The 23429-nt window shown below is 44.4% G+C and carries 23 protein-coding genes; 13 read left to right on the plus strand and 10 right to left on the minus strand.

Features of this window, described 5'->3' with window-relative positions:
• Positions 1–4: 4 nt before the first annotated feature.
• Genes mltG through DWB79_RS10970 form a run of 4 tightly spaced genes read right to left on the minus strand, consistent with a single transcriptional unit; the run spans position 5 to position 2665 of the window.
• Positions 5–1039, minus strand: a complete 1035-nt coding sequence (mltG, locus tag DWB79_RS10955; protein ID WP_016524110.1) for an endolytic transglycosylase MltG — start codon at positions 1037–1039, stop codon at positions 5–7.
• On the minus strand, positions 1039–1218 hold the full coding sequence (locus tag DWB79_RS10960; protein WP_016524111.1) for a hypothetical protein: 180 nt from the start codon (positions 1216–1218) through the stop codon (positions 1039–1041). The genes mltG and DWB79_RS10960 overlap by 1 nt, the downstream gene beginning before the upstream one ends.
• Positions 1215–2180, minus strand: coding sequence for an MBL fold metallo-hydrolase (locus DWB79_RS10965; RefSeq protein ID WP_016524112.1), 966 nt, complete (start codon positions 2178–2180; stop codon positions 1215–1217). Before DWB79_RS10965 ends, DWB79_RS10960 begins: the two co-directional genes overlap by 4 nt.
• 8 nt (positions 2181–2188) lie before the next feature.
• The gene (locus DWB79_RS10970; protein WP_016524113.1) at positions 2189–2665 is read right to left on the minus strand and encodes a YkgJ family cysteine cluster protein; all 477 of its coding nucleotides are present in this window, start codon (positions 2663–2665) and stop codon (positions 2189–2191) included.
• Positions 2666–2840: 175 nt separating this feature from the next.
• On the opposite strand from DWB79_RS10970, the gene DWB79_RS10975 reads away from it, so the two are divergent.
• From DWB79_RS10975 to DWB79_RS11000, 6 genes are all read left to right on the plus strand, one after another.
• The gene (locus tag DWB79_RS10975; protein WP_040859240.1) at positions 2841–3224 is read left to right on the plus strand and encodes a DUF488 domain-containing protein; all 384 of its coding nucleotides are present in this window, start codon (positions 2841–2843) and stop codon (positions 3222–3224) included.
• Positions 3225–3829: 605 nt separating this feature from the next.
• A complete protein-coding gene (locus DWB79_RS10980; RefSeq protein WP_016524115.1) occupies positions 3830–4744 on the plus strand; it encodes a hypothetical protein in 915 nt (304 codons plus the stop codon).
• On the plus strand, positions 4729–5334 hold the full coding sequence (rdgB, locus tag DWB79_RS10985; protein ID WP_016524116.1) for an RdgB/HAM1 family non-canonical purine NTP pyrophosphatase: 606 nt from the start codon (positions 4729–4731) through the stop codon (positions 5332–5334). Before DWB79_RS10980 ends, rdgB begins: the two co-directional genes overlap by 16 nt.
• Positions 5335–5721: 387 nt before the next feature.
• Positions 5722–6429, plus strand: a complete 708-nt coding sequence (locus DWB79_RS10990) for a GTP-binding protein (protein ID WP_016524117.1) — start codon at positions 5722–5724, stop codon at positions 6427–6429.
• Positions 6430–6461: 32 nt separating this feature from the next.
• A complete protein-coding gene (locus DWB79_RS10995; RefSeq protein ID WP_016524118.1) occupies positions 6462–7511 on the plus strand; it encodes an ATP-binding cassette domain-containing protein in 1050 nt (349 codons plus the stop codon).
• A gap of 314 nt (positions 7512–7825) precedes the next feature.
• The gene (locus DWB79_RS11000; protein ID WP_016524119.1) at positions 7826–9940 is read left to right on the plus strand and encodes a methyl-accepting chemotaxis protein; all 2115 of its coding nucleotides are present in this window, start codon (positions 7826–7828) and stop codon (positions 9938–9940) included.
• Positions 9941–10025: 85 nt separating this feature from the next.
• Here the strand turns inward: DWB79_RS11000 and DWB79_RS11005 are convergent, their stop codons facing one another.
• Positions 10026–11768 (minus strand): AMP-dependent synthetase/ligase, encoded by a 1743-nt coding sequence (locus DWB79_RS11005; RefSeq protein ID WP_016524120.1) that lies wholly within the window; start codon positions 11766–11768, stop codon positions 10026–10028.
• 84 nt (positions 11769–11852) lie between these two features.
• Between DWB79_RS11005 and DWB79_RS11010 the strand changes: the two genes are divergently transcribed.
• Both DWB79_RS11010 and DWB79_RS11015 read left to right on the plus strand, forming a co-directional pair.
• The gene (locus DWB79_RS11010; RefSeq protein WP_016524121.1) at positions 11853–12428 is read left to right on the plus strand and encodes a C40 family peptidase; all 576 of its coding nucleotides are present in this window, start codon (positions 11853–11855) and stop codon (positions 12426–12428) included.
• Positions 12429–12596: 168 nt separating this feature from the next.
• The gene (locus DWB79_RS11015) at positions 12597–13310 is read left to right on the plus strand and encodes a hypothetical protein (RefSeq protein ID WP_016524122.1); all 714 of its coding nucleotides are present in this window, start codon (positions 12597–12599) and stop codon (positions 13308–13310) included.
• Here the strand turns inward: DWB79_RS11015 and DWB79_RS11020 are convergent.
• Positions 13207–14193 carry a CobW family GTP-binding protein gene (locus DWB79_RS11020; RefSeq protein ID WP_016524123.1) on the minus strand — a complete coding sequence of 329 codons (987 nt, stop codon included), beginning with the start codon at positions 14191–14193 and terminating at the stop codon, positions 13207–13209. The genes DWB79_RS11015 and DWB79_RS11020 overlap by 104 nt on opposite strands.
• A gap of 193 nt (positions 14194–14386) precedes the next feature.
• Positions 14387–15406 (minus strand): zinc-binding dehydrogenase, encoded by a 1020-nt coding sequence (locus tag DWB79_RS11025; protein ID WP_040859242.1) that lies wholly within the window; start codon positions 15404–15406, stop codon positions 14387–14389.
• 59 nt (positions 15407–15465) lie between these two features.
• On the opposite strand from DWB79_RS11025, the gene glgA reads away from it, so the two are divergent.
• The 4 genes from glgA to DWB79_RS11045 all read left to right on the plus strand — a co-directional run bounded on the left by glgA (position 15466) and on the right by DWB79_RS11045 (position 19180).
• The gene (gene glgA, locus DWB79_RS11030) at positions 15466–16944 is read left to right on the plus strand and encodes a glycogen synthase GlgA (protein ID WP_016524125.1); all 1479 of its coding nucleotides are present in this window, start codon (positions 15466–15468) and stop codon (positions 16942–16944) included.
• Between the two features lie 113 nt (positions 16945–17057).
• On the plus strand, positions 17058–17528 hold the full coding sequence (gene ybaK / locus DWB79_RS11035; protein ID WP_016524126.1) for a Cys-tRNA(Pro) deacylase: 471 nt from the start codon (positions 17058–17060) through the stop codon (positions 17526–17528).
• Between the two features lie 56 nt (positions 17529–17584).
• A complete protein-coding gene (locus DWB79_RS11040; protein ID WP_016524127.1) occupies positions 17585–18103 on the plus strand; it encodes an FKBP-type peptidyl-prolyl cis-trans isomerase in 519 nt (172 codons plus the stop codon).
• Positions 18104–18115: 12 nt separating this feature from the next.
• Positions 18116–19180, plus strand: coding sequence for a Gx transporter family protein (locus DWB79_RS11045; protein WP_016524128.1), 1065 nt, complete (start codon positions 18116–18118; stop codon positions 19178–19180).
• A 24-nt stretch (positions 19181–19204) separates the two neighbouring features.
• Here the strand turns inward: DWB79_RS11045 and DWB79_RS11050 are convergent, their stop codons facing one another.
• The 3 genes from DWB79_RS11050 to eno all read right to left on the minus strand — a co-directional run bounded on the left by DWB79_RS11050 (position 19205) and on the right by eno (position 22217).
• Positions 19205–20362 carry a DUF8086 family protein gene (locus tag DWB79_RS11050; RefSeq protein ID WP_016524129.1) on the minus strand — a complete coding sequence of 386 codons (1158 nt, stop codon included), beginning with the start codon at positions 20360–20362 and terminating at the stop codon, positions 19205–19207.
• On the minus strand, positions 20355–20735 hold the full coding sequence (locus DWB79_RS11055) for a RidA family protein (protein ID WP_016524130.1): 381 nt from the start codon (positions 20733–20735) through the stop codon (positions 20355–20357). The genes DWB79_RS11050 and DWB79_RS11055 overlap by 8 nt, the downstream gene beginning before the upstream one ends.
• Before the next feature lie 183 nt (positions 20736–20918).
• Positions 20919–22217, minus strand: coding sequence for a phosphopyruvate hydratase (gene eno, locus DWB79_RS11060; protein WP_016524131.1), 1299 nt, complete (start codon positions 22215–22217; stop codon positions 20919–20921).
• A 217-nt stretch (positions 22218–22434) separates the two neighbouring features.
• Here eno and DWB79_RS11065 point away from each other — a divergent pair, with 217 nt between their 5' ends.
• The gene (locus tag DWB79_RS11065; RefSeq protein ID WP_016524132.1) at positions 22435–23412 is read left to right on the plus strand and encodes a GNAT family N-acetyltransferase; all 978 of its coding nucleotides are present in this window, start codon (positions 22435–22437) and stop codon (positions 23410–23412) included.
• The last annotated feature ends 17 nt before the right edge of the window (positions 23413–23429 follow it).

Raw genomic sequence — 23429 nt, forward strand, 5'->3', positions numbered from 1 at the left:
GCGGTCAGCGCCCCGCAGCCCGTTTTAAAATAATCGAGCCTGCTTTTGCATGTTCCGTTAAATTTTTGGTAAAAATATGCGTACCGGCCTCCGCATCTTCCAAGCGGAAGTAGAGGTAACTGCTTTTTTCGGGATTACAGGCGGCATATAAGGCAGTCATACCCGGATTGGAAATCGGCCCCGGAGGAAGTCCCCGCCATTTATAGGTATTATATGGATGATCTATTTCCAAATCCTTTTTCAGCAAGCGATCGGGGTGAGGTTTATGCTGAATTTCTGTCAGTATATATTCAACGGTAGCGCATGATTGCAATCCCATACCGATTTGCAACCGGTTTGAAAAAACACCGGCAATTTTTACGGCTTCTTCCGGTACGCGGTATTCACGCTCTATAATACTCGCTAAAATAACCGCCTCATATCGCTGAGCGGGATCATCGGGAAAATGAGGAATGCCGGCCGTTTTGCTGAAGAAATTATCCAGCATTACCGTTATAACCCGCGCTGCCGTTTCGTCGTACGAAAAAAAGTAGGTGTCAGGAAATAAGAATCCTTCGGCGGAACTACCGGGAATTCCGTAAGATTGCAATAAAGCCGTATTTTTTGCCGCTGCAAGGAAATCATCAGCGGCAATCACCTGCCGATCTTCAAGAATTGCTGCCGTTTTTGAGAGTGTCAGCCCCTCCGGTACCGTAACCTTAATCAATTCTTGTTTTCCCGCTTGTAAATAGGCGCAGAGTGTATGTACCGACCAAGCGGGAGAAAGTTTATATGTTCCGGCTTTAATCGGTTTATTAACAAGCCGGAAATACAGGTATGCCGGATACTCAAACCTGATGAGCCCCGCCGCTTTTAAATCGGCAGCAATTGCCCGCACGGAAGCGCCGCGTTTAATGGTAAAAAGCTGTTCGGCGGGATTTGTATCAAAAGAAGCGGGAGTATAAAAACCGGCAACCGTACCCACTGCGATAAGAAGGATACACGCCAGCACAAACATTATTAAGCGAAAGCGTTTTTGTTTCATAGGTATTGCTTGCATTACCGCCCGCCGTAGAGCTGTTCCGCTTCACCGATGGTAAGATTTCGATAAATATACTTTTCAGCAAAAGCATTCAATGAATACAGCTCATCGGGCAGCGGGAGATTTTTCCTAAAAAAAGAAATAAGCGCTTTAAGTTCTGAATCTGAAAATTGATAAATCGGCAGCTCATCACTCATAAGTACAGATCCGTTCCTTCAACAGCGCTGAATATTTCAAGCGTACCGGCGCCTATATAGTTGCAGTAATGCTGTGCACTTGATTCTATCGCTAGAATCTTTTTATCGTTATAGGTCGGTTCGTGATGGAAAAGCGCTAATTTTTTAATTCCCCACGAAGTTGCAAAATCAATAGCGAGGGAAAAGGTAGAATGCCCCCACCCTATTTTTTCGATGGAATCGGTCATCGTATACTGAGCGTCGATAATCAACAGTTCTACATCACTGTAAAATGCGATATTGGCATCGTTTTTTTCAAAGTCTTGAGGACGAAGTTCTGTATCCGTTGAAAAGATGATCTTTTTTTGATTATCGAAAATTGAATATGCCACACACCCGCCCGGATGACGCACACGATGCCAACCTATCCGGGTATTACCGATGTGGATGTACGGTTCGTCAGGGGCAATACAGCGGAACTCAAACTTTGCAGTAAAGCCGCCCTTCCCGAACATAGTTATCGGGAAATACGGCCACTTCATCTGCTCTTCTAAAAATTCCCGCATTTTAGGGCGAGTGCTATATATGATAATGGTATTACGTGAATCATACGCGGGGCCAAAAAAGGGAAGCCCTTGGATATGATCCCAATGGAAATGGGAGAAAAAGAGATGATAGGTTTGCGGCTGATCAAAATAATCAAAACGATTTTGCAAATTGACGCCTAACTCACGGATACCGGTACCCGCATCAAAAATGATATGATTACCCTCTTCGGTTTCCACCTCTACGCAGGTAGTATTCCCACCGATAGTTCCAAAGAGCCATGGCGGTAATGAAGCAAGAAAACGTTCCCGTGCATCTTGATCGGTAATGTCTTTTTCGGTTATCCGTTGAACGACGGCAGAAATTTTCGCTTGAATTTGCGCTGCACTCAACGGAGTTGCAATCGAACCGCGAACGCCCCAAAAATGTACCCGCATACACTCCTCTATTTTTCGGTGAAATCCGTGCTTTCACCGGTTCTTTTTCGTCGAATGACAGGAAATTGTTTTGCAGTATCGAGAAACTCTTGAATCTCTTCGGCCGAATACCATTTACCGCGATTTATTCCCGAACAGCTGCGGGCATTTGCATTCCAACGCTGCTCATTTTCAAGTAAATAATCCCAAAATGGATATGACGAACATTGAAAAGGCCGATAGTTATATGCAATACAGCCGTTATTCCATAAAATACAATCGTAATTCGGCAGCTCTTTTAAGCAAAGATACTCGTATCCGTCCCCTTGGAGTACCCATCGGCAATATTTTTGAATAAAAGCAGATCGTTCCAGCGACGCCCATGTTTGCAAATTCTGAAGATCACGAGAAGATAAATACACAAACCCCGGATCATAGCGACAACATGCCGAACATCGGTCGCACGAAAAGCATAAGCCGTATTTCCAAAATAATCCTTGCTGCAAAAACTACTCCGTTATAATTATTCTATTATTATATATGAAAAACCTTGCTATTTCAAGCATTTTTTTCGTCGTAGTTAACTAAACTTATTCAAAGTAAACATACCAGATTATTCATAATTAAGAATTGTTTTAGTCCGACAGCCTTGTTATACTGTATTCGTATGGAGACATTATGATGGGAACCTTATATTGGAAACGGATATACGATCAAGTCGAACCGCAAGACGGATTTAGGATATTAGCCGATCGACTGTGGCCGCGCGGCATTACAAAAGAAAAAGCAGCGCTCGGAGAGTGGGCTAAAGATATCGCACCATCATCGGCAATACGGCAAGCTTATCATAGAGAAGAAATGGATTATGGACATTTTTCTGCCCTCTATGCAAATGAATTAGCGGAAAATCCTGCAGCACCGACTTTTATCAAAAAAATTAAAACAAAGCTGCAAACCGGCAATGTTACGATACTGTATGCAGTCAAAGAACCTGAGATTAGCCATATCCCCACACTTCGGGCATTTATCGAAAAAAATATATACAACAATGCAGGTCAAAGTTAGGAGACTCTCTAAAAAATGCAAGCCTAATTATTTTCAAATGCTCAAATTCTGATATTCCGCATGTCATATTCTGACAAGTGACCTACTCATAGTTGTATCCATATTTCGATGTTATTGCATAAAGATAATAGGAGAAAAACGGAACAAAGATTTTCTCTTATACATATAACTTGATAGAATAACTTGTAAATCGTTATCATAAAAAGACTTATTTAAATAAATTTATTATCCGTCTTTACCGATCATTATCTCTTACAGACCATTCGGCTTTTGAAAAATTCCACATATCCTTTTTTGGCATATATCTTGCTATGACAAAACTACACATCACCCTACCCCGAGGTAGAGCATCGGGGGACAGTACTCAATATTTCGCACCGTATGTGCTAGCCAACGGTTTTAATATCTTTTGTTGCGGCTCAAGAAGTATCGGGATATTAAACTTTTCGCACAAAAGACCTATTCGATAACTGTGTTTTCGAATAGGTCGACGAATTCTAAATCGCACAAATAGCACGATTTAGAACATCGCATTTCAAGGTAACCTATTCAGAAACGGAAGTTTCCGAACAGGGTTAAATAAAATTACGCTCACGGAGGAACGTATGAAAGAGGATATCGTTGAAACGATATTGGCGGACTTTTCACGGCAGAATAAACAAAAAAAAGCCGTAGATACGCTGTTTCAGTATTTGTATTTTAATCTCGGTGAATTCGGGGTCTACTGTGGAAGCGAGGATATGCGCAGTGACTTTTTGCTTTGGCTCTATCCAAAGCTGGATACTATCATAGACGGTTATAATCCCGATAGGTCAATATTTCCTACTTACTTGCGAATGTCTCTTACCTATAGTTGGAAGCTTTTTCTAAGACGGAATCGTGAACAGGCAACGTATGCTTCCGTTGCTCAAGATGATCAGCAGCGGATCGTTAAAACGAGACAGGACGAACAGAACGGGTCACAAAACTATGAATTGTATGCAGCAAGTCCGTCGCCCTCATATACGGTGTTACCCGAAAAAGTTCAGTCTATTCAGGAAACAATCAGATGGGAAAGAAAAAGAAAAGACATCTATACACGTTATTTTCTCGAACTACTGTGTAAGTCTTGTTTTTGTATCAACGAACATTTGCTGCAAACGGTTGCCGTGCATTTAGGAATATCGGTACGGAAGGTGAGACTGCTGATTGAGGAAGCAAAGGAGCTGACCGATAAACGGGATGCTGTTTACAACGAATGGGTAGCAAAGCGGGATTTTTATTATGTGAGGTATAAGAGTGCGACGCTCCAGCTTCGTAAGGTTGATGAAGCACATGGTTCCGTCATCAAGCGCTTAAAAAATCGTCAGGCATACAGTTATGCGCGTTGGCAGGGATATCTGAAGCGGATTCAAGAATACAAACGAGGACCGAGCAATCGAGTATTAGCACGGCAACTGGGCGTTTCTCGAGCAACGATTAACAGCGATCTTGTCGAGCTTAAAAAAGCGTGTTATGGTAAGCCATGCACATATACTTAGCAAGCGGCAACCGACATAAGCAAGAAGAATTTGCCGCTATTTTGGAAGGCCATCACATCAGCCTCCCTGCTGATGCGGGTATCCTCTTTGATCCTGAAGAAACCGGAACAACTTTTTTAGAAAATGCACTCCTAAAAGCTCGCGTCTTATACGAAAGTGTTAAATGCCCTGTGATTGCCGACGATTCGGGGCTGTGTATCGATGCACTCGACGGTAAGCCCGGTATCTATTCAGCTCGTTATGGTATGAAAGACGGTGTGCAGCTGAAAGCGGAGGAGCGAAATCAACTCGTGCTGCAACAGATGAAAGGGATAGAAAACCGCAGCTGCCGGTTTGTCTGCTGCATTGCGGTAATGCTGGATGCCCATCGTTTTTTTACGGTGCAAGAAACGTGCGAGGGTGTGATTGCCGCATCGGAGCGCGGAAAACATGGCTTCGGCTATGATCCGATCGTGTATCTTCCAAAGATCGGCAAAACGGTTGCAGAATTGACGGCGCAAGAAAAAAACGAACTGTCCCATCGCGGAAAAGCCGGCCGAATTGTCGCTCAACTATTGGCTATGTTTCCGTCCACTGCGTCGGGATGTTGATTTTTGGCAATAGCCATTCCGTTAGCCTTTTGAAAATAGGTAGAGCAGATGCTAGGAGCGTACAAAAAACACCCGCAGGCACGGTAAACAATATACGTCCTTGTACATTGTTTACCTACACGTTTGCAATGCAAACGTGCTACTGCATAGAACCACCGCCGTCCGTGGCGGTTCTGATACGTCGAGGACTGTTTGCAGTAGCGGCATGGACGCCGCTTGTATTAACCAGTAGTGAGTTTCGTCTGTATGCGAAACTCACAGTCAAAACTATACAAGGATGTATAGTTTTGGCGATGCGACAACGCAGATGCTTGCATATTTTTAAAAGGTCGTTCTGTAACGCATGTTACGGAACAACCGCGTTGTATATGATATAATCGCAATACTATGAATCTTTTGATCGTTTCAGGCCCACCGTCTTCGGGCAAAACAAGCGTTATTTTAAAGACAATTGAGGCGCTGCGAACGCAAGGGCTTCGTGCCGGAGTAGTGAAATTTGATTGCCTCTACACCGACGACGATATGTTGTACGAAAAGGCCGGTATTCCCGTTCAAAAAGGTATTTCCGGCTCGCTCTGTCCCGATCACTTCTTTGTTTCCAATATCGAAGAGGTAGTACAATGGGGTGTCAAGGAAAAATTCGACCTTCTGATAACTGAATCCGCAGGCTTGTGCAACCGTTGTTCTCCGTATATCAAGAATATTCTCGGAATCTGTGTTATCGATAATCTTTCCGGTATCAATACACCGAAAAAAATCGGCCCGCTGTTAAAAGCTGCGGATATCGTCGTTATCACAAAGGGCGATATTGTGTCGCAAGCCGAACGCGAAGTGTTTTGCACCCGTGTCAATACCGTTAATCCGCGGGCGGTTATTATGCAGGTAAACGGTCTGACAGGGCAAGGCGCCTTTGAACTAAGCACGCTGCTGTTCAGTCCCGATAAGGATATTTCGACCGTACAAGGAATGGAACTCCGCTTCCCGATGCCTGCGGCGCTGTGTTCCTATTGTTTGGGTGAAACGCGGGTCGGCGAAAATTTCCAGATGGGCAACATCCGTAAGATGAAGATTGCCGAGTCGCAGACAAATAGTTAAAACATCTTGCAAAAATCTTTATGGGAGACAGTATGGCTGCAGATACCGATTTTGAACCGAATGGCGCCGTTGAAAAGAAAAGAGAACTTTCAAAAAAAACGATAGCAACGCTACTCACGGAATATCCTTTTATTGAGGATTTTTTTGCTGAAAACAGATTGGCGGAGCTGCACATTCTGGATAATACACATCGTACTTTTGCCTCTTTTCTACAAAGCCTTTCCGAAGAACAGTGCGAAGAGAGTACGCTTGATAAAGAAGCTTTATCCCACTCATTCTTTGAATATATCATTCAAATGCAGCGGTTTTTAAATGGGGATGACGTTCAAGGTGTGCAGAGCCTTACGATACTGCCCGGTACAAATAAATCCGGCGAGCCTGAAAACTTTGAAAACCTTGTATTGTATCCGTCCCAAATTATTTCGATTGTCGGGCCGACCGGTTCCGGTAAGTCGCGGCTGCTTGCCGACATCGAGTGGACGGCGCAAAAAGACACGCCTACCGGCCGGGCAATACTGATTAACGGCGAAGTACCCGATAAAGCAATCCGGTTTTCGATTAACAACAAATTGGTTGCGCAGCTTTCGCAAAATATGAATTTTGTTATGGATTTATCTGTCCGTGAGTTTATCGAACTGCATGCGGAAAGCCGGATGGTCAAAGACAAAGAAGCAGCTGTCAACGGTATTATCGAGGCGGCAAATAAACTGGCAGGCGAACAATTTCGGCTGGACACACCGATTACCGCGCTAAGCGGCGGGCAGTCCCGGGCGTTAATGATTGCCGATACCGCCATTTTAAGCTCATCTCCGATCGTTCTGATAGACGAGATTGAAAATGCCGGAATCGACCGGAAAAAGGCTTTGCAGCTTTTGGTATCGAACGATAAAATCGTGCTGATGGCTACGCATGATCCGGCGCTTGCGCTCTATGCCGATAAACGTATCGTCATTAAGAACGGCGGTATCCATGCGGTTATCGAAACTTCCAATCACGAGAAAGAACTGTTACATGAGCTTGAAGCGATGGATGCAAAAATCCAAGCAATGCGGGTAAAACTACGCGCCGGTGAACAACTCTAAGAACTCTTTTCAGTAATCGCATTGTACCGTGCTGTACGACGGTTCCTCAAAGTCAACCTATGGAGGGATAGACTAACTGAACTTAAACAAATATAATTCATTATATTCTCTATATAATAAAATTAGTCATAGAAATAAGTCTCTTTGCTCAGGAAAATAATATTCCTGTTTTGCAATTTTAAAATTGTCGAATTATGCTGTGAGGTTTATACCGTTTAAAACAGTAAAAGGTCGGCAATGCTGTTCTATATGGCAACTGTTATAATTATCGCTTAATTGAGTAGTCGGTATCAAAACGATTAGGAGACGAATAGATGGGAAGTAAACTAAAGAAAAAGCGTTTTTCGTTAAGAAACAAATTGATGTTGGTTTTTGGGCTATTGATTCTAGGTGCCTCTGTCATCGAGGGGGTGCTTGCAATTATGATTGCGCGCAAAGCTGTAACGGAAAAAATTGAAGCTCATTTAATAGATAAAGCTGCTGATGTCGCAGAGATTATCGATGGAAGAATACAAGCGACTCTTCAATTTGTTGAAGGGGTTGCCCGTATGCCTTCGCTGCGTGATACTTCCCTTTCATACTATCAAAAAGCACAGAGTCTCGCGCATGAAGCGGAGCATAATGCAAGGGTCGATTATTTCGGCGTGACTGATTTACAGGGAAACCGTTATGGAGCAAATGACGAGAAACCTATTTATGTCGGCGACAGAGATTGGTTCCAAGCTGCTTCATCGGGAAAAAGTTTTGTAACGGAACCTCTTATATCTCGTGTTTCAAATGCAATGCAGATTGTCTATGCCGTTCCCATTATTGGCGATAACAACGAAATTGTCGGCGTATTGAGCGTAACGTTCGGAGCCAATCTTTTATCCGAAATAATTCAAGATATTGTTTTGGGAAAGAGAGGTTATTGCTATATACTCGGTTTAACGGGAAATACGATTGCGGATAAAGATATAGGTTTTGTCGAAGATCAATATAATGCTTTCGAGGACGCAAAAAACGATCCGAGTATAGCACCACTTGCATCATTTGAACAACAAGCGTTACAAGCGCAAGAACCGGGTATCGGCTATTATGATAGCGATGGCATTTCTGTGATATCTTCTTATGCTAAGAGCAAGCTATCAGGATGGACGGTTATTATGACCGCTCCATACAGCGAGCTTATGGGTTCAGTAAAAGAGATGAGCCTTACTATAGACCTTATCTGGGTAATTATTTTCATTTCGGCATTGGTTATCGTTTACTTTGTTGCACGTAGTATCGTAAAGCCGATACAAAAGCTTGTCGAAGCGCTTAAGGACATTGCGCAAGGTGAAGGCGATTTAACGGTTCGTATGGTCGTAAGCGGCAATGACGAGGTAACGGACTTATCGGAATATTTTAATGAAACGATAGAAAAAATCGGTGTTACAATAAAGTCTATCGGCGTCAATAGTTCTATTATGGAAGAAATCGGTAGTGAGCTTTCTTCGAATATGTCCGAAACAGCAAGCTCAATCAATGAGATCAGTGCAAACATAGACGGTATTCAGCAACAAGTTTTAACCCAAGCTGCGAGTGTTACCGAAACTGCCGCTACAGTAGAGGAAATTATCCGCACTATTAAGCAGTTGAGCAGCAGTATCGAAACACAGGCTGCAAGTGTTGCACAGTCTTCGTCATCGGTCGAACAAATGGTCGCAAATATTACCTCAATTAGCCAGACGCTCAATAAGTCCGATATAATCGTAAAAGATCTTGTGACTGCAACGGGAGACGGAAAAGCAACGCTGGTTACGTCTAATACGGTAACGCAGAAAATAGCGGAAGAATCCGGCTCACTTATGGAAGCGTCGAGCGTTATTCAGCATATCGCATCACAAACGAACCTACTTGCAATGAATGCCGCCATTGAAGCTGCCCATGCCGGAGAAGCAGGAAAAGGATTTGCTGTTGTCGCCGATGAAATCCGCAAATTGGCGGAGGATTCTGCCGTGCAAGGAAAAAACATTACGACGACACTTAAAATACTCAGCAGTGAAATAGAAACGCTTTCGGCATCTTCTAAAACCGTAGAAGGAAAATTTAACACTATTTTTACTCTTGCAGCGCAAGTAAAAGAGATGAGCGATCAACTTACGGAAGCGATGCGCGAACAAGCGAATGGCAGCAATGAAGTACTGGATGCCATCAAAAACATCAATACAGTAACAACGGAAGTTCAGTTCGGGGCGGAAGAAATGTTGAAAGGCGGAGAAGGCGTCGCGGCGGAAATGCGTACATTGGATAATCTAACGCACGTTATAACCAATGGCATGAATGAAATGGCTTCAGGGGCAACACAGATTAACAACGCCGTACAGGAAGTCAACGAGATTACCCAAAAGAATACCCAAAGTATTAAAAATTTAGCTCTGGAAGTCGGAAAATTTAAAGTAAACTAAGCGCTATCGATAATTGAAGTTCCATAGTACGGCGGCATCCGTTCGGTAAGAATGGATGCCGTATTCTTTTCAACCTCAGGTCATATTATTCGGCTTTATTATACCGTTTAACTTTCTTGGTTGTGGTCATTTCAAGCGGTTTATCCAAAAGCGTGGTTTTTGTGATCCGCTGATAGGGCAGCAGTTCTTTATTCACGATTTCGACAATCGTTTCTATTCTTTTATAAACGGCGCTGTCTCCGGCAGGAGTGCCGCGGTTAAGATTGAGCGTTTTATAAAGCTCATCGGTGGGGTATACGAGTACTTCAATTTCTTCGCTTGTTAAATCGTGTGCAGGATGGTAGCCCTTTACGGTTATCTGTTCGATATCGTTGTAATACATCTGGAAAGCATTTTCTATTTCTTCGGGGTATACATTTTTGCCGCCGGAGGTAACGATAAGATTCTTTGCACGTCCACAGAGATACAGATATTTTTCATCGTCAATCCATCCGATATCGCCGGTGCGGAACCATCCGTCTTCCGATAGTACTTCTGCGGTTTCTTCCGGCATGTTGTAATACCCCTGCATAATCATCGGCCCTTTCACGCAGATTTCTCCACGACCGCTGTCATCGGGGTTAAGAATTTTCATTTCCATATAGGGATGGAAGTAACGCCCGACGCTTTCAATCTTAAAGTGTTCTTTCGGATTTAGCGCAATAATGGGTGATGTTTCGGTCAGGCCGTATCCTTGGACAAAATCAATACCGAATTCATTGTATGCCCTAAAGACTTCCTTTGAAAGCGGTCCACCGCCCGAAATTGCAATACGAAGCGTTGTGAGATTTGCCTTTTCTAATACGCTTTTAAAGAGTGTTTTACCGATATTTTTTCCTGTTGTCTTTTTTACGAGATACGAAATCCCCATGAGGAATCGAATGATACCATACACAACAACACCCTTGTTGCGCACTCCTTTTAAGATGCCTGCAAGCAGCTTGTTAAAGAGGAGCGGTACGCCGAGAAGCATCGTGATTTTTCCTTCTTTTAACTCGCGCAGCATACGGGAGACTACCAAAGATTTTCCAAATACGATTTCTGCACCAACGGAAATTGCTTCAATAAAAACAGCAACCATGGTATAGGAGTGATGAATTGGCAGCAATGCATAGAAAATATCGGTTTCAAATATGGTTAAATTCGATTGAGCAATGTAACAGTCAGAGACGATATTCCGGTGAGAAAGCATAACGCCCTTAGGAGTACCCATTGTACCAGAGGTGAATAGAATGGCTGCTGTGTCAGTTTCCTGCAAAGGAAAATAGGTGGTAAGCGGTTCCGCTTCCAAATTATAGATGTAGCGGTCGCTGTGATTACTGTTTAAAGAATAAATTTCACCAATAAAGGATTGAGATTTTGATGCCTCAAGAAAATGGTCATATTTTTCTTCATCAACAAAGAAAAAGAGCGGCTTTGCTGTTTTTAAAAGCGATTCGATCTCATAATTGTGTAGACCGTAGTCGATGGGGATAATAATACCGCCGGCATAGAGTGCACTTAAATAGACAAGTGCCCATTCCGAAGAATTTTTGCCTGAAACGGCAATATGAGTTCCCCTTTTTACGCCATGAGCAACAAGCCAACCCGCTAATTTCTTAATTGCGGCAAGCGTTTCACGATAGGTAAGAGTGATCCGATCCGGCTCAAAGACAGTTAAACAGTTTCTATTTGGAAAACGTTCCGCAGTAATTTCAAACATTTCCGGTAATGTCGGCCATTCTCCGGTAAATTTTTTTCCGCGCCATGCATCAAGAAAGTCCCATGGTCGTTTTACCATTTCATTCATATCAATACACTCCTTTATAAATACAATTTTTTGCTTTACTTTCAAAATTGCAATTTTTTCTTATTTTTAGTATAACTATTTTACATGATTTTGAAAGATATACGAGCCCTTTTTTTCTATTTATTTCTCATACTGACGACAATACCGTTCCTTTTTGGGGCGCCTTCTCCAAAAGGTTCTCAACGGATTGCGTTTGTCAATAATGCTTTGAGCTATCTCGGTACACCTTACCGTTATGCAGGTCATTCTCCTAAGGGAATGGACTGTTCGGGGTTTGTTTTCCGCAATGGGGCTGATGTTTTAAAGCTGCAAATGCCGCGCCGTTCGGACGCTCTTGCTGAATATGCAAAAAGAATAACGGACGAAGAGATTCAGCCCGGCGATTTGTTGTTTTTTAACACTGCCGGCGGTATTTCCCATGTCGGTATTTATATCGGTGCGGGAAAATTTATTCACTCGGCATCGGACGGGCCGCATACCGGTGTTATTATTTCAAGCATTCAAGAGTCATACTGGAAAAAAACGTATCGTTTTGCGGGTAGTATTATGAAGCCGGAGGAAATTTTCTTTGCCGAATCAACCATTCCGTTTTTTTCGCGAACAACCGAAAATTGCCCTGTTCATCCTGATATCCGTGCAAACGCATCAGATCTTTTATAAGACACGTCCGCAGAATAATTGATGCTGTGATTGTATATACTCTGCCTGATGTGTTTGCACGTCTGCTGGAAAAAATGTGCGAAATTTTGAATAAAATTTCGCACAGCAAGAAAAACAACCGCTTAAAATATTTCTAGTGCGGTTGCCCTAAAATTGAAGAGGAAGATTATGAAAATACTATATCGCATATTAGTATGCTGTGTTGCGGTTTGCATTACGGCAGCCTGTTCTTCTACTGCCCATATCGTTATACGGGATAATACGGATTACGATTTGACTGCCGAGTTCGTTCCGGGCAGTTTATTGGAAAAGAATATTACCCATTTACTGAAGCAGAAAAATGAACAGGTTGATGGGCAATCGATCTTTAACACTCAAGAATTGAAAGAAGCGTTTATAAAAGAAGGAATCAGCGTTCAAAATATTGCGCTGCAAGGCGCACTGGGATTACGCCTTGTATGTACCGTGCCGCATAATCATGAACTGCTCAAGGATGTTATTGCTTATGATAAAAAAGGACGAAAAGCGGTATTGCGTATTTCTCCCGAAAATATCGCATCGTTTTTAGAGATGTTACCGCAAGAAAGCCGAGATTTTATCGATATGCTGATGGCGCCGCTATTTACCGGCGATAATATCCCTTCTGCGGAATACGAAGAGCTGATCGGCGCCGCTTACGGGAAAAAGATCGCAGCTGAACTTCGCAGCGCCGAATTTGTTTTAACCGTCGATGTTCCATATAAGATACAAACGGCACGTATCAGTCCCGTCGGAACGGTTACCGTACAGACAAAGACGGAAAAGACATCCCGCGCTTCAATCCGTATTCCGCTCCTTGAGCTATTGTGTACGGCCGGTACGATAGAGGCGCAGCTGCAGTAAATGCTTTGCGCAGCCGTTCACGATCGAGCTTTTGTCCGATTATCACGACTTTTGATTCAGGCATCGGGTCGCAAACGACAACGGTATACTGTTTATCGACAATGTCGAATTTTGTCCATTGTCCGCCGATAGACACAAATCCTTTTGCACGGTAGACAATGCCGAAGTATCCGCGCAATAGGGCAATCAACAGCTCCAAAAGCTCGTTAACGGTATCGACGGCGATACCGGCAATACTGATATTTTCCAAATCGGGCGCATGGTCTTTTTCAGGGTGTACTATGGTGCGCTGTTTATTCAGCGGAGTTTGCAGCAGCCGGCACCACCATTCCTCAGGCTGATTTTGATATGGGGTATTGAGGATTTCCGCATGAGGATTCACCGTGCGGAGTATTGCAGTAATGCGGTCTAATTCTTCGGCAGAAGTGTTTTCTATTTTAGAAAGAAGGATGCGCGGCGTATTTTTCAGCTGGTCGGCGTAAATGTCACCGAACTCTTTTAGATAATGTTCTACGCAGTGTACATCTGCAACGGTAACCGGTTCAAGGAGCTGTATGCGGTCATATTCGATTTTACCGATATTGTTCAGCACCGCGCTGAGTAAACCTACACCGGTCGGCTCAACAATGAGATATTCGGGAGCCAGCGTATTTGCTATCGTCAATATGGAGGAAGCAAAATCGGATTTGAGCGAACAGCAGATGCAGCCTTCGGTCAACTCCCACACCTTTAATCGGTCGTGCTTCAAAAGGGCGCCGTCGATACCTGCTTCGCCGTATTCGTTTTCCATAACGGCAAAATTTATACCTGTTTTTTTGGAAAGCGCTTGAATAAAGGTTGTTTTACCGGCTCCTAAAAAGCCTGAAATCACAAAAATCTTCATAACAGAAAAATATTCACAGCATCAACAACCCCGACGCAAGCGTCGGGGCACAGTGCTTAAGGTATCGCACTGTATGTTCGATCCGGCACGGATGCCGGTGGTTCCAAACAGAAGCGAGTTTTTTGCTTTGTAAAAAACTCGCAGTCAAAAATGTACAAGGATGTATATTTTTGACGAGGCGGTTGCAATCGGTTTAGATGATAACCACCGGTTTAATCAGATCGGCCGGTTTATCCTTCATTAAATAGAGCGCTTTTTCGACATTCTCAAAGCCTTTGAAGGTATGGGTGATGAGCTTTGACAGGTCAAGCTTACCGACTGCAACGAGGCTGCTCAGTTTTTCCATGCGAAGCCGTCCGCCGGGCATTAATCCGCCGTTAATTTGCTTGTGTCCCATTCCGACACCCCATTCCACGCGCGGAATTTTGATGGAAACACCTGAGCCGAGATAGTTGACGTTTCCGATTTTACCGCCGGCCTTTAACGCTTTAACAGCTTCGTCAAAGGTATCGACGGTACCGCCTGCGATAATAACTTTGTCTACGCCTTTACCGTGGGTAAGGTCGAGCACTTGCTTATCGATGGGGCCGTTCTTGTAGCTGATAATATCGGTTGCACCGTAGAACTTTGCCGCTGCAATACAGGCAGGACGGGTTCCTACCGCATAAATCTTTGAAGCGCCGCGTAGTTCCGCACCTGCAACGGACATTAACCCGACCGGGCCGATACCGATTACCAGTACCGAATCTCCGTACTGAACATCGGCAAGCTCGGCGCCGTGGAAACCAGTGGGAACCATATCGGACAGCATTGGGGCATGTTCAATCTTTACTCCGTCCGGAATATGCGCGAGGTTTCCGTCTGCATCGTTGACATGGAAGTATTCGCCGAATACACCGTCTTTAAAGTTTGAAAACTTCCAACCGGCAAGCATACCGCCTGAGTGCATCGAATACCCTGCCTGCGCTTCCAGCGAATTCCAATCGGGAGTAATCGCAGGAACCAAGACCTTGTCGCCCGGTTTAAAATCTTTTACTAAAGAACCGACTTCGACAACTTCGCCACAGCCTTCGTGTCCTAAAATCATATTATGCCGATCGCCGATTGCTCCCTCCCATACGGTATGTACGTCGGAGGTACACGGAGCAAGCGCTAACGGCTTACAAATTGCATCGAGCAGGATACCATCTCTCTTCTCTGTCCAAACAGGTATAACTTCGCCCTTTTATAATTTAATTACCCGTGTTATAATTCACCAAGGAGGGTATTACCATGCGAATATTAATGATAACCAGTGAAGCGGTTCCTTTTGCAAAAACAGGCGGTTTAGCCGATGTCGTATCAGCCTTATCCTACGCATTAAAAAAACTTGGGCATGATGTCAGAATTGTTATGCCGCGTTATTATAGAATTGATAAAAAAAGTTTAACGCCTATTCCCGGCGCAATGGGAGTTTCTATTGGCAATAGAGAATATTGGACAGAAGTGTTTGAATCGACGCTTCCCAATTCCGATATACCGGTATATTTTATCGATCATGAAGAAAGTTTCGGTCGTGACGGATTGTACGGTTCCCTCTTTGAACCTGATTTTAACGACAATCCCAAACGGTTTTCGATATTGAGCCATGCAGCTTTCCAGATTTGCAGAAAGCAGCATTGGATTCCGGATCTGATGCACGCGCACGATTGGCAGACAGCGCTGGTGCCCGTGCTGTTAAAATTTAACACGCAGTATCTCGATTTTCAAGGGACTGCAAGTGTTTTTACCGTGCATAATATCGGCTATCAGGGAATTTACAATAAAGCGAGTTATGTGGATACGGGACTCGATTGGGGATATTTTTATTCTGCCGGTTTTGAGGACTGGGATAGAATGAATTTCTTAAAAGCCGGTTTGTTATCTGCCGACCGGCTGACAACCGTTTCTCCGACTTACGCACAGGAAATACAAAGCGCTGAATACGGTTTCCGAATGGACGGTATTCTTCGTTTCCGCAAGGATGCTTTAACCGGTATCTTAAACGGCGTCGACACTTCTGTCTGGAATCCTAAAACGGATAAACAGATCCCCTTCAATTATACAGCCCGTTCTCTTGTAAAAAAAGCGAAGAATAAAGAAGCTTTGCAAAAGTATATGGGACTTCCTCAAGATGAAAAAGTTCCGGTATTCGGTATGATAACACGACTGACCGATCAAAAGGGAATTGCGGAATTATTTGGGCCGTCTTACGGTGCGGCATTCAAAATATGTACCGATATCAATTTACAACTGATTGTGCTGGGCGCCGGTGATCGATGGTGCGAAGATGAATTATTGGCGCTTTCAAAACGGCTGCCAAATCTCCGTGTGTATGTCGGCTATGATGACAAATTGAGCCATCTAATAGAAGCCGGAAGTGATTTCTTTTTGATGCCATCGCGATATGAACCGTGCGGGCTTAATCAGATGTATTCGCTACTATACGGAACATTGCCGGTTGTACGCAATACCGGCGGGCTTGCAGACACGGTCGACAACTATGATGAACAAACAGGAGACGGAACCGGTTTTGTGCTGAATCTGCTTACGCCCGACAGTATTTATAATACCGTTAATTGGGCGGTAAATGCGTGGTTTAAAAACCCCGAGCACATCGTTAAAATGCGAAAGCGCGGTATGGCGAAAGATTTTACGTGGGATACCTCTGCAAAGCAGTATCTCGCGGTATATCAAGAAGCTGTCGGAAATAAGGTTTTCAATAAGCATTAAGATTGGGCAACCGCACCAGATACTTTATTGAATATCCCCGCAAAATAAAGAGGCTGTTCAACCAGAGTTGCCAATGTGATTGCCTTGAATATTAATACGGACAGGCTTAAGTAATGAAAAAGACGAATGCAATGCGCATTTTGGAGGCGGCAGGTGTTTCTTATAGCAGCGTCGAATATGCGTGGGATGAGGAACATTTGGATGCGGTGTCTGCTGCACGAAAGCTAAATATTGAACCCGATATGCTCTTTAAAACAATTGTAATGATAAGCGAAGACAATGAAGTATTTGTTTTTTGCGTACCGGCGCCTTCGGAAGTCAGTTTGAAAAAGGTACGGAATATAACCGGTAAAAAGATAACACCGCTTAAACTCGAGGCGCTGCAAAAAACAACGGGCTACATCCGCGGCGGCTGTTCCCCGCTCGGCATGAAAAAGCATTTTCCTACTTTTATCGATGAAACCGCACAGCTGTATGACCGTATCTATGTAAGTGCCGGGGAACGGGGGCACATGCTGTGCATTGCCCCTGCAGATTTGCAAGAAATCTGCGCCGCCGCTTTTTGCGATATCGCCGAAGAGTAGCACGGAACTCAGTTTTTGCCTTGCCTGAACGTAAAAAAATCGGTATCATATTCAGCATGAAAATTGCAGACGATTGTTTGGTTACGCTTGAGTATACCTTAAAAGATGATAACCAAGAGATTTTGGATTCATCGGAACAGATGGGACCGCTGGACTATGTTCACGGTTATCGCCAGCTTATCCCCGGCTTGGAAAAAGCGCTTCAAGGGCGCGAGGAGGGCGAAAGTTTTTCGCTTACGATAGCGCCACAGCAGGCTTACGGCGAAATTGATCCGCGCGCCGTCTTTGAGGTAAGCCGCGCACAGTTTCCGCCCGATACGCAGCTGGAAGTCGGTATGGAATTTGAAACAAGCGGCCATCATGTGGTCATAACCGGCATTGACGGTGATATTATCACACTGGATGCAAACCATCCACTTGCCGGAAAGACATTACACTTCGACATAAAGATTGCCGGCGTGCGCGATGCTACCCCGGAAGAGCTTGAGGAAGTTCAGCAATCCTTCGCAGGCGGATGCGGAAGCAGCTGCGGTACAGGTGAAGGCGGCTGCGGCGGATGTTCAGGCTGCCACTAAGCAGATTAGGCTATGAACAAAAAACAGGATGCACTGGTGCCGGTTTTCGGAGCCTTGTGTTTTTTCCTTTCGGCTATTGAATTTGTTATTCCCAAGCCGCTGCCATTTTTACGGATAGGGCTTGCAAATGTTCCGCTGATACTCGCACTGGATGTGTTGTCGTTTCCGACTTTTTTATTGCTAGCACTGATAAAAATTCTCGGACAGGCGTTTATCAGTGGAACGCTCTTCTCTTATCTCATCCTGTTCTCGGCAGCGGGAACAATCGGTGCGGCACTTGCGATGTATGCATTGCATAAGCTTCCCCGTAAGGTGCTATCGCTCGCCGGAATCAGTATGATGGGTGCTTTTGTTTCAAATTGTATCCAGCTTTTTATCGGACGTTTCTGTATTTTTGGAGAAGGTATTCGCTACATGGTGCCGCCTTTTCTCTTTATCGGTGCTATAACGTCCTTGATCCTCGGTGTTTTTTGCGAAAACTTTGAAGCGGAATCCGAATGGTATGCCCATATACGAGATGCCGACTCTCCATTATACGTGCAATTACCCGACACTACGGATCCTGCCACTCATCCGTGGATTCGGCTAATAACCGGCTTTACCTTGCTGATTGCACTCCTGTTTATACCGGGCTTACCGGCAAAGGCGATCATTTTTGCCGCAGGCTTTTTGCTTTGCCTTGCGGAAAAACAAAAAATATATTGGATACCGCTTTGTATTTCAACGGTGGGTATTGTCACCTGTCATCTTTTTATTCCGGTAGGAAAGGAGCTCTTATCAATCGGAAACTTTTCTCTTACAAGCGGAGCATTGCTGAACGGTTCGGAAAAAGCCCTTATTCTACAAGCGATGATTTTTCTTTCGCGGTGGACGCTGCAGGTACGGATTCGATTTCCGGGATTGCCTGGGATCATACTTGATGAGTCTCTCTACATATTTAAGCAGTTGCTTGAGTTTAAAGACAGAGTACGTCCCCGGCATCTTATTACAAGCATCGACGAGCTGCTGCTTGGGCTTCCCTTTATTATCAACAACCCCGACGCTCTGCGTCGGGGTGTTAAAACCTCAGACGAATAAAACAGCCGAAAGACGTATACGGTTTTACAACCCTAATTCGCTCAGCTCGGCGGTAAAGATTCCTGTGCGTCCAACTTCGTAGAATATCGATTCTTCCCAAGCGGCGGTAATCGCCGTATCCGAGATAAAAAACGCGGTATAGTGAAAATTTTCCGGTAAAGACGGCAACTGCACTTTTCGGATACCGCGCCCGCTCATATTAAGCATCAACGTTCCGTCAGGTAGCAGGATAGCCGCGCTCCGGTTACCGCCTCTTTGGGAATACTGAACCGCATAAACGGTTACCGGTACCCTCTCTTCCATAGTATCATTTGTTTGATTCCGTGCAGGTTTAAAGAAAACGGCACCATCCGCCGAATCTTGGGTGAATACTTTCAAGTACAAATCTCTATTACTTTCGATTGTGTCCACTAGCTCTTTGAGCATATCCGGCATCTGCTTGTAAAGCGGAGGTTCGCAGGCTGCTCTAAAAGCCTCTACAGACAGCTGCTCGATATGTTTGTATGCATCTTCTTGCATAAAGGAGGCAAAATTACTGCATTTTACATAGGAGAAAGAAATATCTGTTCCATTATCAGCCTTAAAGCTTGCATACCATTGACCACCTACCTGCTTAAGCGATTTACACTGTGCTTCCTTAGGTAAGTGCAGATTTGTTACATCGGCAACAGGCGTATAGGTTGTACCTTCGGAATCGGTACGCAACAAGAAGTGTGTGTTTTCGGATATGCCACGCGATAAAAAGATCGAATTTTGATAGATACGGATAAAATACTGCCCGTCCACCGTATATAGATCTCCGGCAGTAACATACGAAAAAAGCTCATGCCCAACCGGAAGCTGTGCGTTTGATTGTAAAGAGCGAATCGGATACAGTCCGCATTTATTGATTAAAAAAACGGCATCCCCGTTATTTAAGCCGAAATCGGAAACTTGAACCGCCTCCGTCCACGGTTTAAACACTGTTGCAGGTATTTCGGAAATAGTATCGGCATTTTTTAATTCCACGGAACCGTTATCGCCAACGGAGAAATATTTCCAATGATTGGCAGACGGCACTTCAACCGGCACCACCGATGCGTTTTTTTGTGCTGGCGGCATTTCGGTTTCTGTCTTTTGTTTTGTACAAGCGGAAAAAACAAGCGCTGCCACAAGCGGCAGCGCTAAAATCGAGTTACGCAAAAGCGATTGCCTCAATTTCGACCAGTCCGTCTTTCGGCAGACGGGCAACTTCTACAGCGGAGCGCCCCGGATAATTTCCGGTACCGAATACCTCGCTATACACTTTGTTCATTTCCGCAAAATTATTCATATCGCTTAAAAACACAGTTGTTTTAAGAACCTTGTCCAAACTGCTTCCACCTGCTTCGAGTACCGCTTTCAGGTTCATCAGCGATTGGCGGGTTTGTTCGGCAATACCGCCCGGAACAAAAGCGCCCGTAGCGGGATCGATCGGCAACTGGCCGGAAGTAAAGATAAAGCCGTTTGCGGCTGTTCCCTGCGAATACGGCCCAATTGCGGCCGGCGCCTTGTCTGTTGCAATAATCCGTTTCATAACTCCTCCTATAAATCAATTAGTAATTGGTAATTTGTAATGGGTAATTACTATCATTTTTAATTATGAATATATAATTAAAAATATTAAATAAGCATGCGGACATCGGGCTCGTTTTTCATTTAGAAAAAGAACTTCCGAATATCCGCTTGGAACTGCTTAGAAATATCCGCCTATAACTGCTTAAAACCCGTAGCGTGCGAAAGTTTCGGCACCTGCATAGCGAGCTTGGCAGCCGAGTTCTTCTTCGATGCGGATCAGCTGGTTGTACTTTGCAATACGGTCGCTGCGGCTCATCGAACCGGTTTTGATCTGCCCCGCTTCTACTGCGACGGCAAGGTCGGCGATAAACGCATCCTCGGTTTCACCGGAGCGGTGAGAGATAACGGCGGTATAGCCTGCATTTTGCGCCATACGTACCGCATCGATGGTTTCCGTAACCGTGCCGATTTGATTGAGCTTAATCAGAATGGAGTTACAGGCCTTTTCTTTAATACCGCGCTGCAACCGTTCGGTGTTGGTAACAAAAAAGTCGTCACCGACAATCTGAATTTTGCTGCCGAGTTCTTTGGTCAGGCGGGCATAGCCTTCCCAGTCGTTTTGATCGAGCGGATCTTCGATAGAAACAATCGGATAAGTGTTAATCCACTTTTTATAGATTTCGATCATCTCATCCGCAGTGAACAGCTTATCGGGATTGGATTTCCAGAATTTATAGCCCTTGCGTCCGCCCTCATCGAATAATTCGGAAGAAGCGCAGTCAAGCGCAATGGCAATATCGGTGCGCGGCTTATAACCTGCCTTATCGATTGCCTTCATAATATACTCCAGCGCCGCTTCGTTATCGATATCCGGAGCAAAACCGCCTTCATCGCCGACTGAGGTAGCTTTGCCGTCAGCTTTCAAAAGGCTCTTCAACGCATGAAACACTTCCGCCGTCATGCGCACCGCTTCGTGAATGGACTCGGCGCCGATCGGCATCACCATATATTCCTGAAAGTCGATTTTGTTGTCGGAATGCTTGCCGCCGTTGATGATATTTGCCATCGGCACGGGCATTTGCAAGGTATGTGCGCCGCCCAAGTAACGGTACAGCGGTAAACCGACATAGTCGGCGGCAGCGCGTGCAACCGCCATCGAAACGCCGAGCATCGCATTGGCGCCGAGTTTTGACTTATTCGGTGTTCCATCCAGATTGAGCATTGTCTGATCGATTTCAGCCTGTTCTAAGGCATCCATTCCCTCAAGCTCTTCCGCAATAATGGTATTCACATTATCGACAGCCTTTAACACACCCTTGCCGCCGTAGCGTTTTGCATCACCGTCGCGCATCTCCAACGCTTCAAACTCGCCGGTAGACGCTCCGGACGGAACGCAGGCACGTCCGAAACTGCCGTCGCTCAATGCAACATCAACTTCAACAGTAGGATTTCCGCGAGAATCGAGAATCTCACGTCCTTCAATATACACAATATCGCTCATATACGACCTCCCATCTTTTAGAGGGAACCTCTAAAAACCTCAGTTTTTAGAGGTTTTCCTTAGATTTAATTTGCGATGTTTTAATTTAAGTCATTATAAATATAAAGACTTAAATTAAAACTCGTCGGACATCTCTAAAAAGCTAACCGAATTTTTAGAGATGTCCTAGAGATAATTCATTACATATTACACTTATTTTATGATATAATCAAATGGTATGACATTTATTTTATCCCCCGAAATGCTCGACGATATTATCTTTTCTATGGAAAATCAGACGGAAATTCTTTTGTTCGATGCGCTCGAAGGTATCTGTGTCGACATGGATGCCATTGATGATGATTATGAGACCGTTACCGACGACCAACGCTATTATGATCTCCCCGACTGGACTTCCGCTCATGGTTTCCATATTATGGAGCAGTTTACTGCACTGGTGCATAATCCGCTACTGAGGGAAGCATTGCTCAATGCACTCGGACAGCGGAAAGGCGTGTTCCGCCGGTATAAAGAAGTGCTGAAAACCGTTCCCGCCGTTGAACAAGAATGGTATCGCTTCAAGGATCAGCAGATGAAAGCTGCCGTTTATGAATGGTACAATGAGCTGAGAATGATCTGGGGGTTGGAAAAAATCAGTTTTGAAGATGAAACGGACAGTCAGCTTTTACAGGAAGATTTTACGTTTCAGATTGAAAAATACGATGCGTTGAATGCCGAACTTTTGCGAAATTTTATCAGTAAAACAGAAACAACCTCCGACGACAGTGATAAGATAATATCCTTTGACGACTTTGACGAAAAGGCAGCATTTGAAGCGGGCAGACTACTTGGATACACATCATTTTTTGATGCGAATGTTTGCGCCGCAGCCGGACAGAAGCACGGTACAACTCAGCATAATGCTGTGTATATCACTGCATACAATGAAAACGGATTATGCGGAGTTTGCTCCGTCATTGCGTTTCCATTTAATGAAAGTTTTTGTATTCCGTTCTTGCGGGTATTACCTGAGTATCGGGGACTTGGACTCGGTAAGGAGCTTCTACAGCGCGCCTGTACGTATGCTAAATCTTTGGCTGATGTACTGATATTTGCCGACTTTTGCACACCGGCTCATTTGATTGCGCTACTTGAACGGGAAGGTTTTGAGCAGAAAGGGCTGCTGTATATAAAAGACTTGTCCGGTGATGAGTAACAGAAATCGTTTAAAAA

It is taken from the genome of Treponema medium, from assembly GCF_017161265.1.
GTDB lineage: Bacteria > Spirochaetota > Spirochaetia > Treponematales > Treponemataceae > Treponema > Treponema medium.

Excerpts from the sequence above, each read along its gene's own strand:
- DWB79_RS11065 (WP_016524132.1), top strand. The coding sequence starts at position 22,435 with ATGACATTTATTTTATCCCCCGAAATGCTCGACGATATTATCTTTTCT.
- mltG (WP_016524110.1), bottom strand. The coding sequence starts at position 1,039 with ATGCAAGCAATACCTATGAAACAAAAACGCTTTCGCTTAATAATGTTT.
- ybaK (WP_016524126.1), top strand. The coding sequence starts at position 17,058 with ATGAAAAAGACGAATGCAATGCGCATTTTGGAGGCGGCAGGTGTTTCT.
- glgA (WP_016524125.1), top strand. The coding sequence starts at position 15,466 with ATGCGAATATTAATGATAACCAGTGAAGCGGTTCCTTTTGCAAAAACA.
- DWB79_RS11010 (WP_016524121.1), top strand. The coding sequence starts at position 11,853 with ATGATTTTGAAAGATATACGAGCCCTTTTTTTCTATTTATTTCTCATA.
- DWB79_RS10980 (WP_016524115.1), top strand. The coding sequence starts at position 3,830 with ATGAAAGAGGATATCGTTGAAACGATATTGGCGGACTTTTCACGGCAG.
- DWB79_RS10960 (WP_016524111.1), bottom strand. The coding sequence starts at position 1,218 with ATGAGTGATGAGCTGCCGATTTATCAATTTTCAGATTCAGAACTTAAA.
- DWB79_RS10995 (WP_016524118.1), top strand. The coding sequence starts at position 6,462 with ATGGCTGCAGATACCGATTTTGAACCGAATGGCGCCGTTGAAAAGAAA.
- DWB79_RS11055 (WP_016524130.1), bottom strand. The coding sequence starts at position 20,735 with ATGAAACGGATTATTGCAACAGACAAGGCGCCGGCCGCAATTGGGCCG.
- DWB79_RS11000 (WP_016524119.1), top strand. The coding sequence starts at position 7,826 with ATGGGAAGTAAACTAAAGAAAAAGCGTTTTTCGTTAAGAAACAAATTG.
- DWB79_RS11045 (WP_016524128.1), top strand. The coding sequence starts at position 18,116 with ATGAACAAAAAACAGGATGCACTGGTGCCGGTTTTCGGAGCCTTGTGT.
- DWB79_RS11040 (WP_016524127.1), top strand. The coding sequence starts at position 17,585 with ATGAAAATTGCAGACGATTGTTTGGTTACGCTTGAGTATACCTTAAAA.
- DWB79_RS10975 (WP_040859240.1), top strand. The coding sequence starts at position 2,841 with ATGGGAACCTTATATTGGAAACGGATATACGATCAAGTCGAACCGCAA.
- DWB79_RS11005 (WP_016524120.1), bottom strand. The coding sequence starts at position 11,768 with ATGAATGAAATGGTAAAACGACCATGGGACTTTCTTGATGCATGGCGC.
- DWB79_RS10990 (WP_016524117.1), top strand. The coding sequence starts at position 5,722 with ATGAATCTTTTGATCGTTTCAGGCCCACCGTCTTCGGGCAAAACAAGC.
- DWB79_RS11020 (WP_016524123.1), bottom strand. The coding sequence starts at position 14,193 with ATGAAGATTTTTGTGATTTCAGGCTTTTTAGGAGCCGGTAAAACAACC.
- DWB79_RS10965 (WP_016524112.1), bottom strand. The coding sequence starts at position 2,180 with ATGCGGGTACATTTTTGGGGCGTTCGCGGTTCGATTGCAACTCCGTTG.
- DWB79_RS11015 (WP_016524122.1), top strand. The coding sequence starts at position 12,597 with ATGAAAATACTATATCGCATATTAGTATGCTGTGTTGCGGTTTGCATT.
- eno (WP_016524131.1), bottom strand. The coding sequence starts at position 22,217 with ATGAGCGATATTGTGTATATTGAAGGACGTGAGATTCTCGATTCTCGC.
- rdgB (WP_016524116.1), top strand. The coding sequence starts at position 4,729 with ATGCACATATACTTAGCAAGCGGCAACCGACATAAGCAAGAAGAATTT.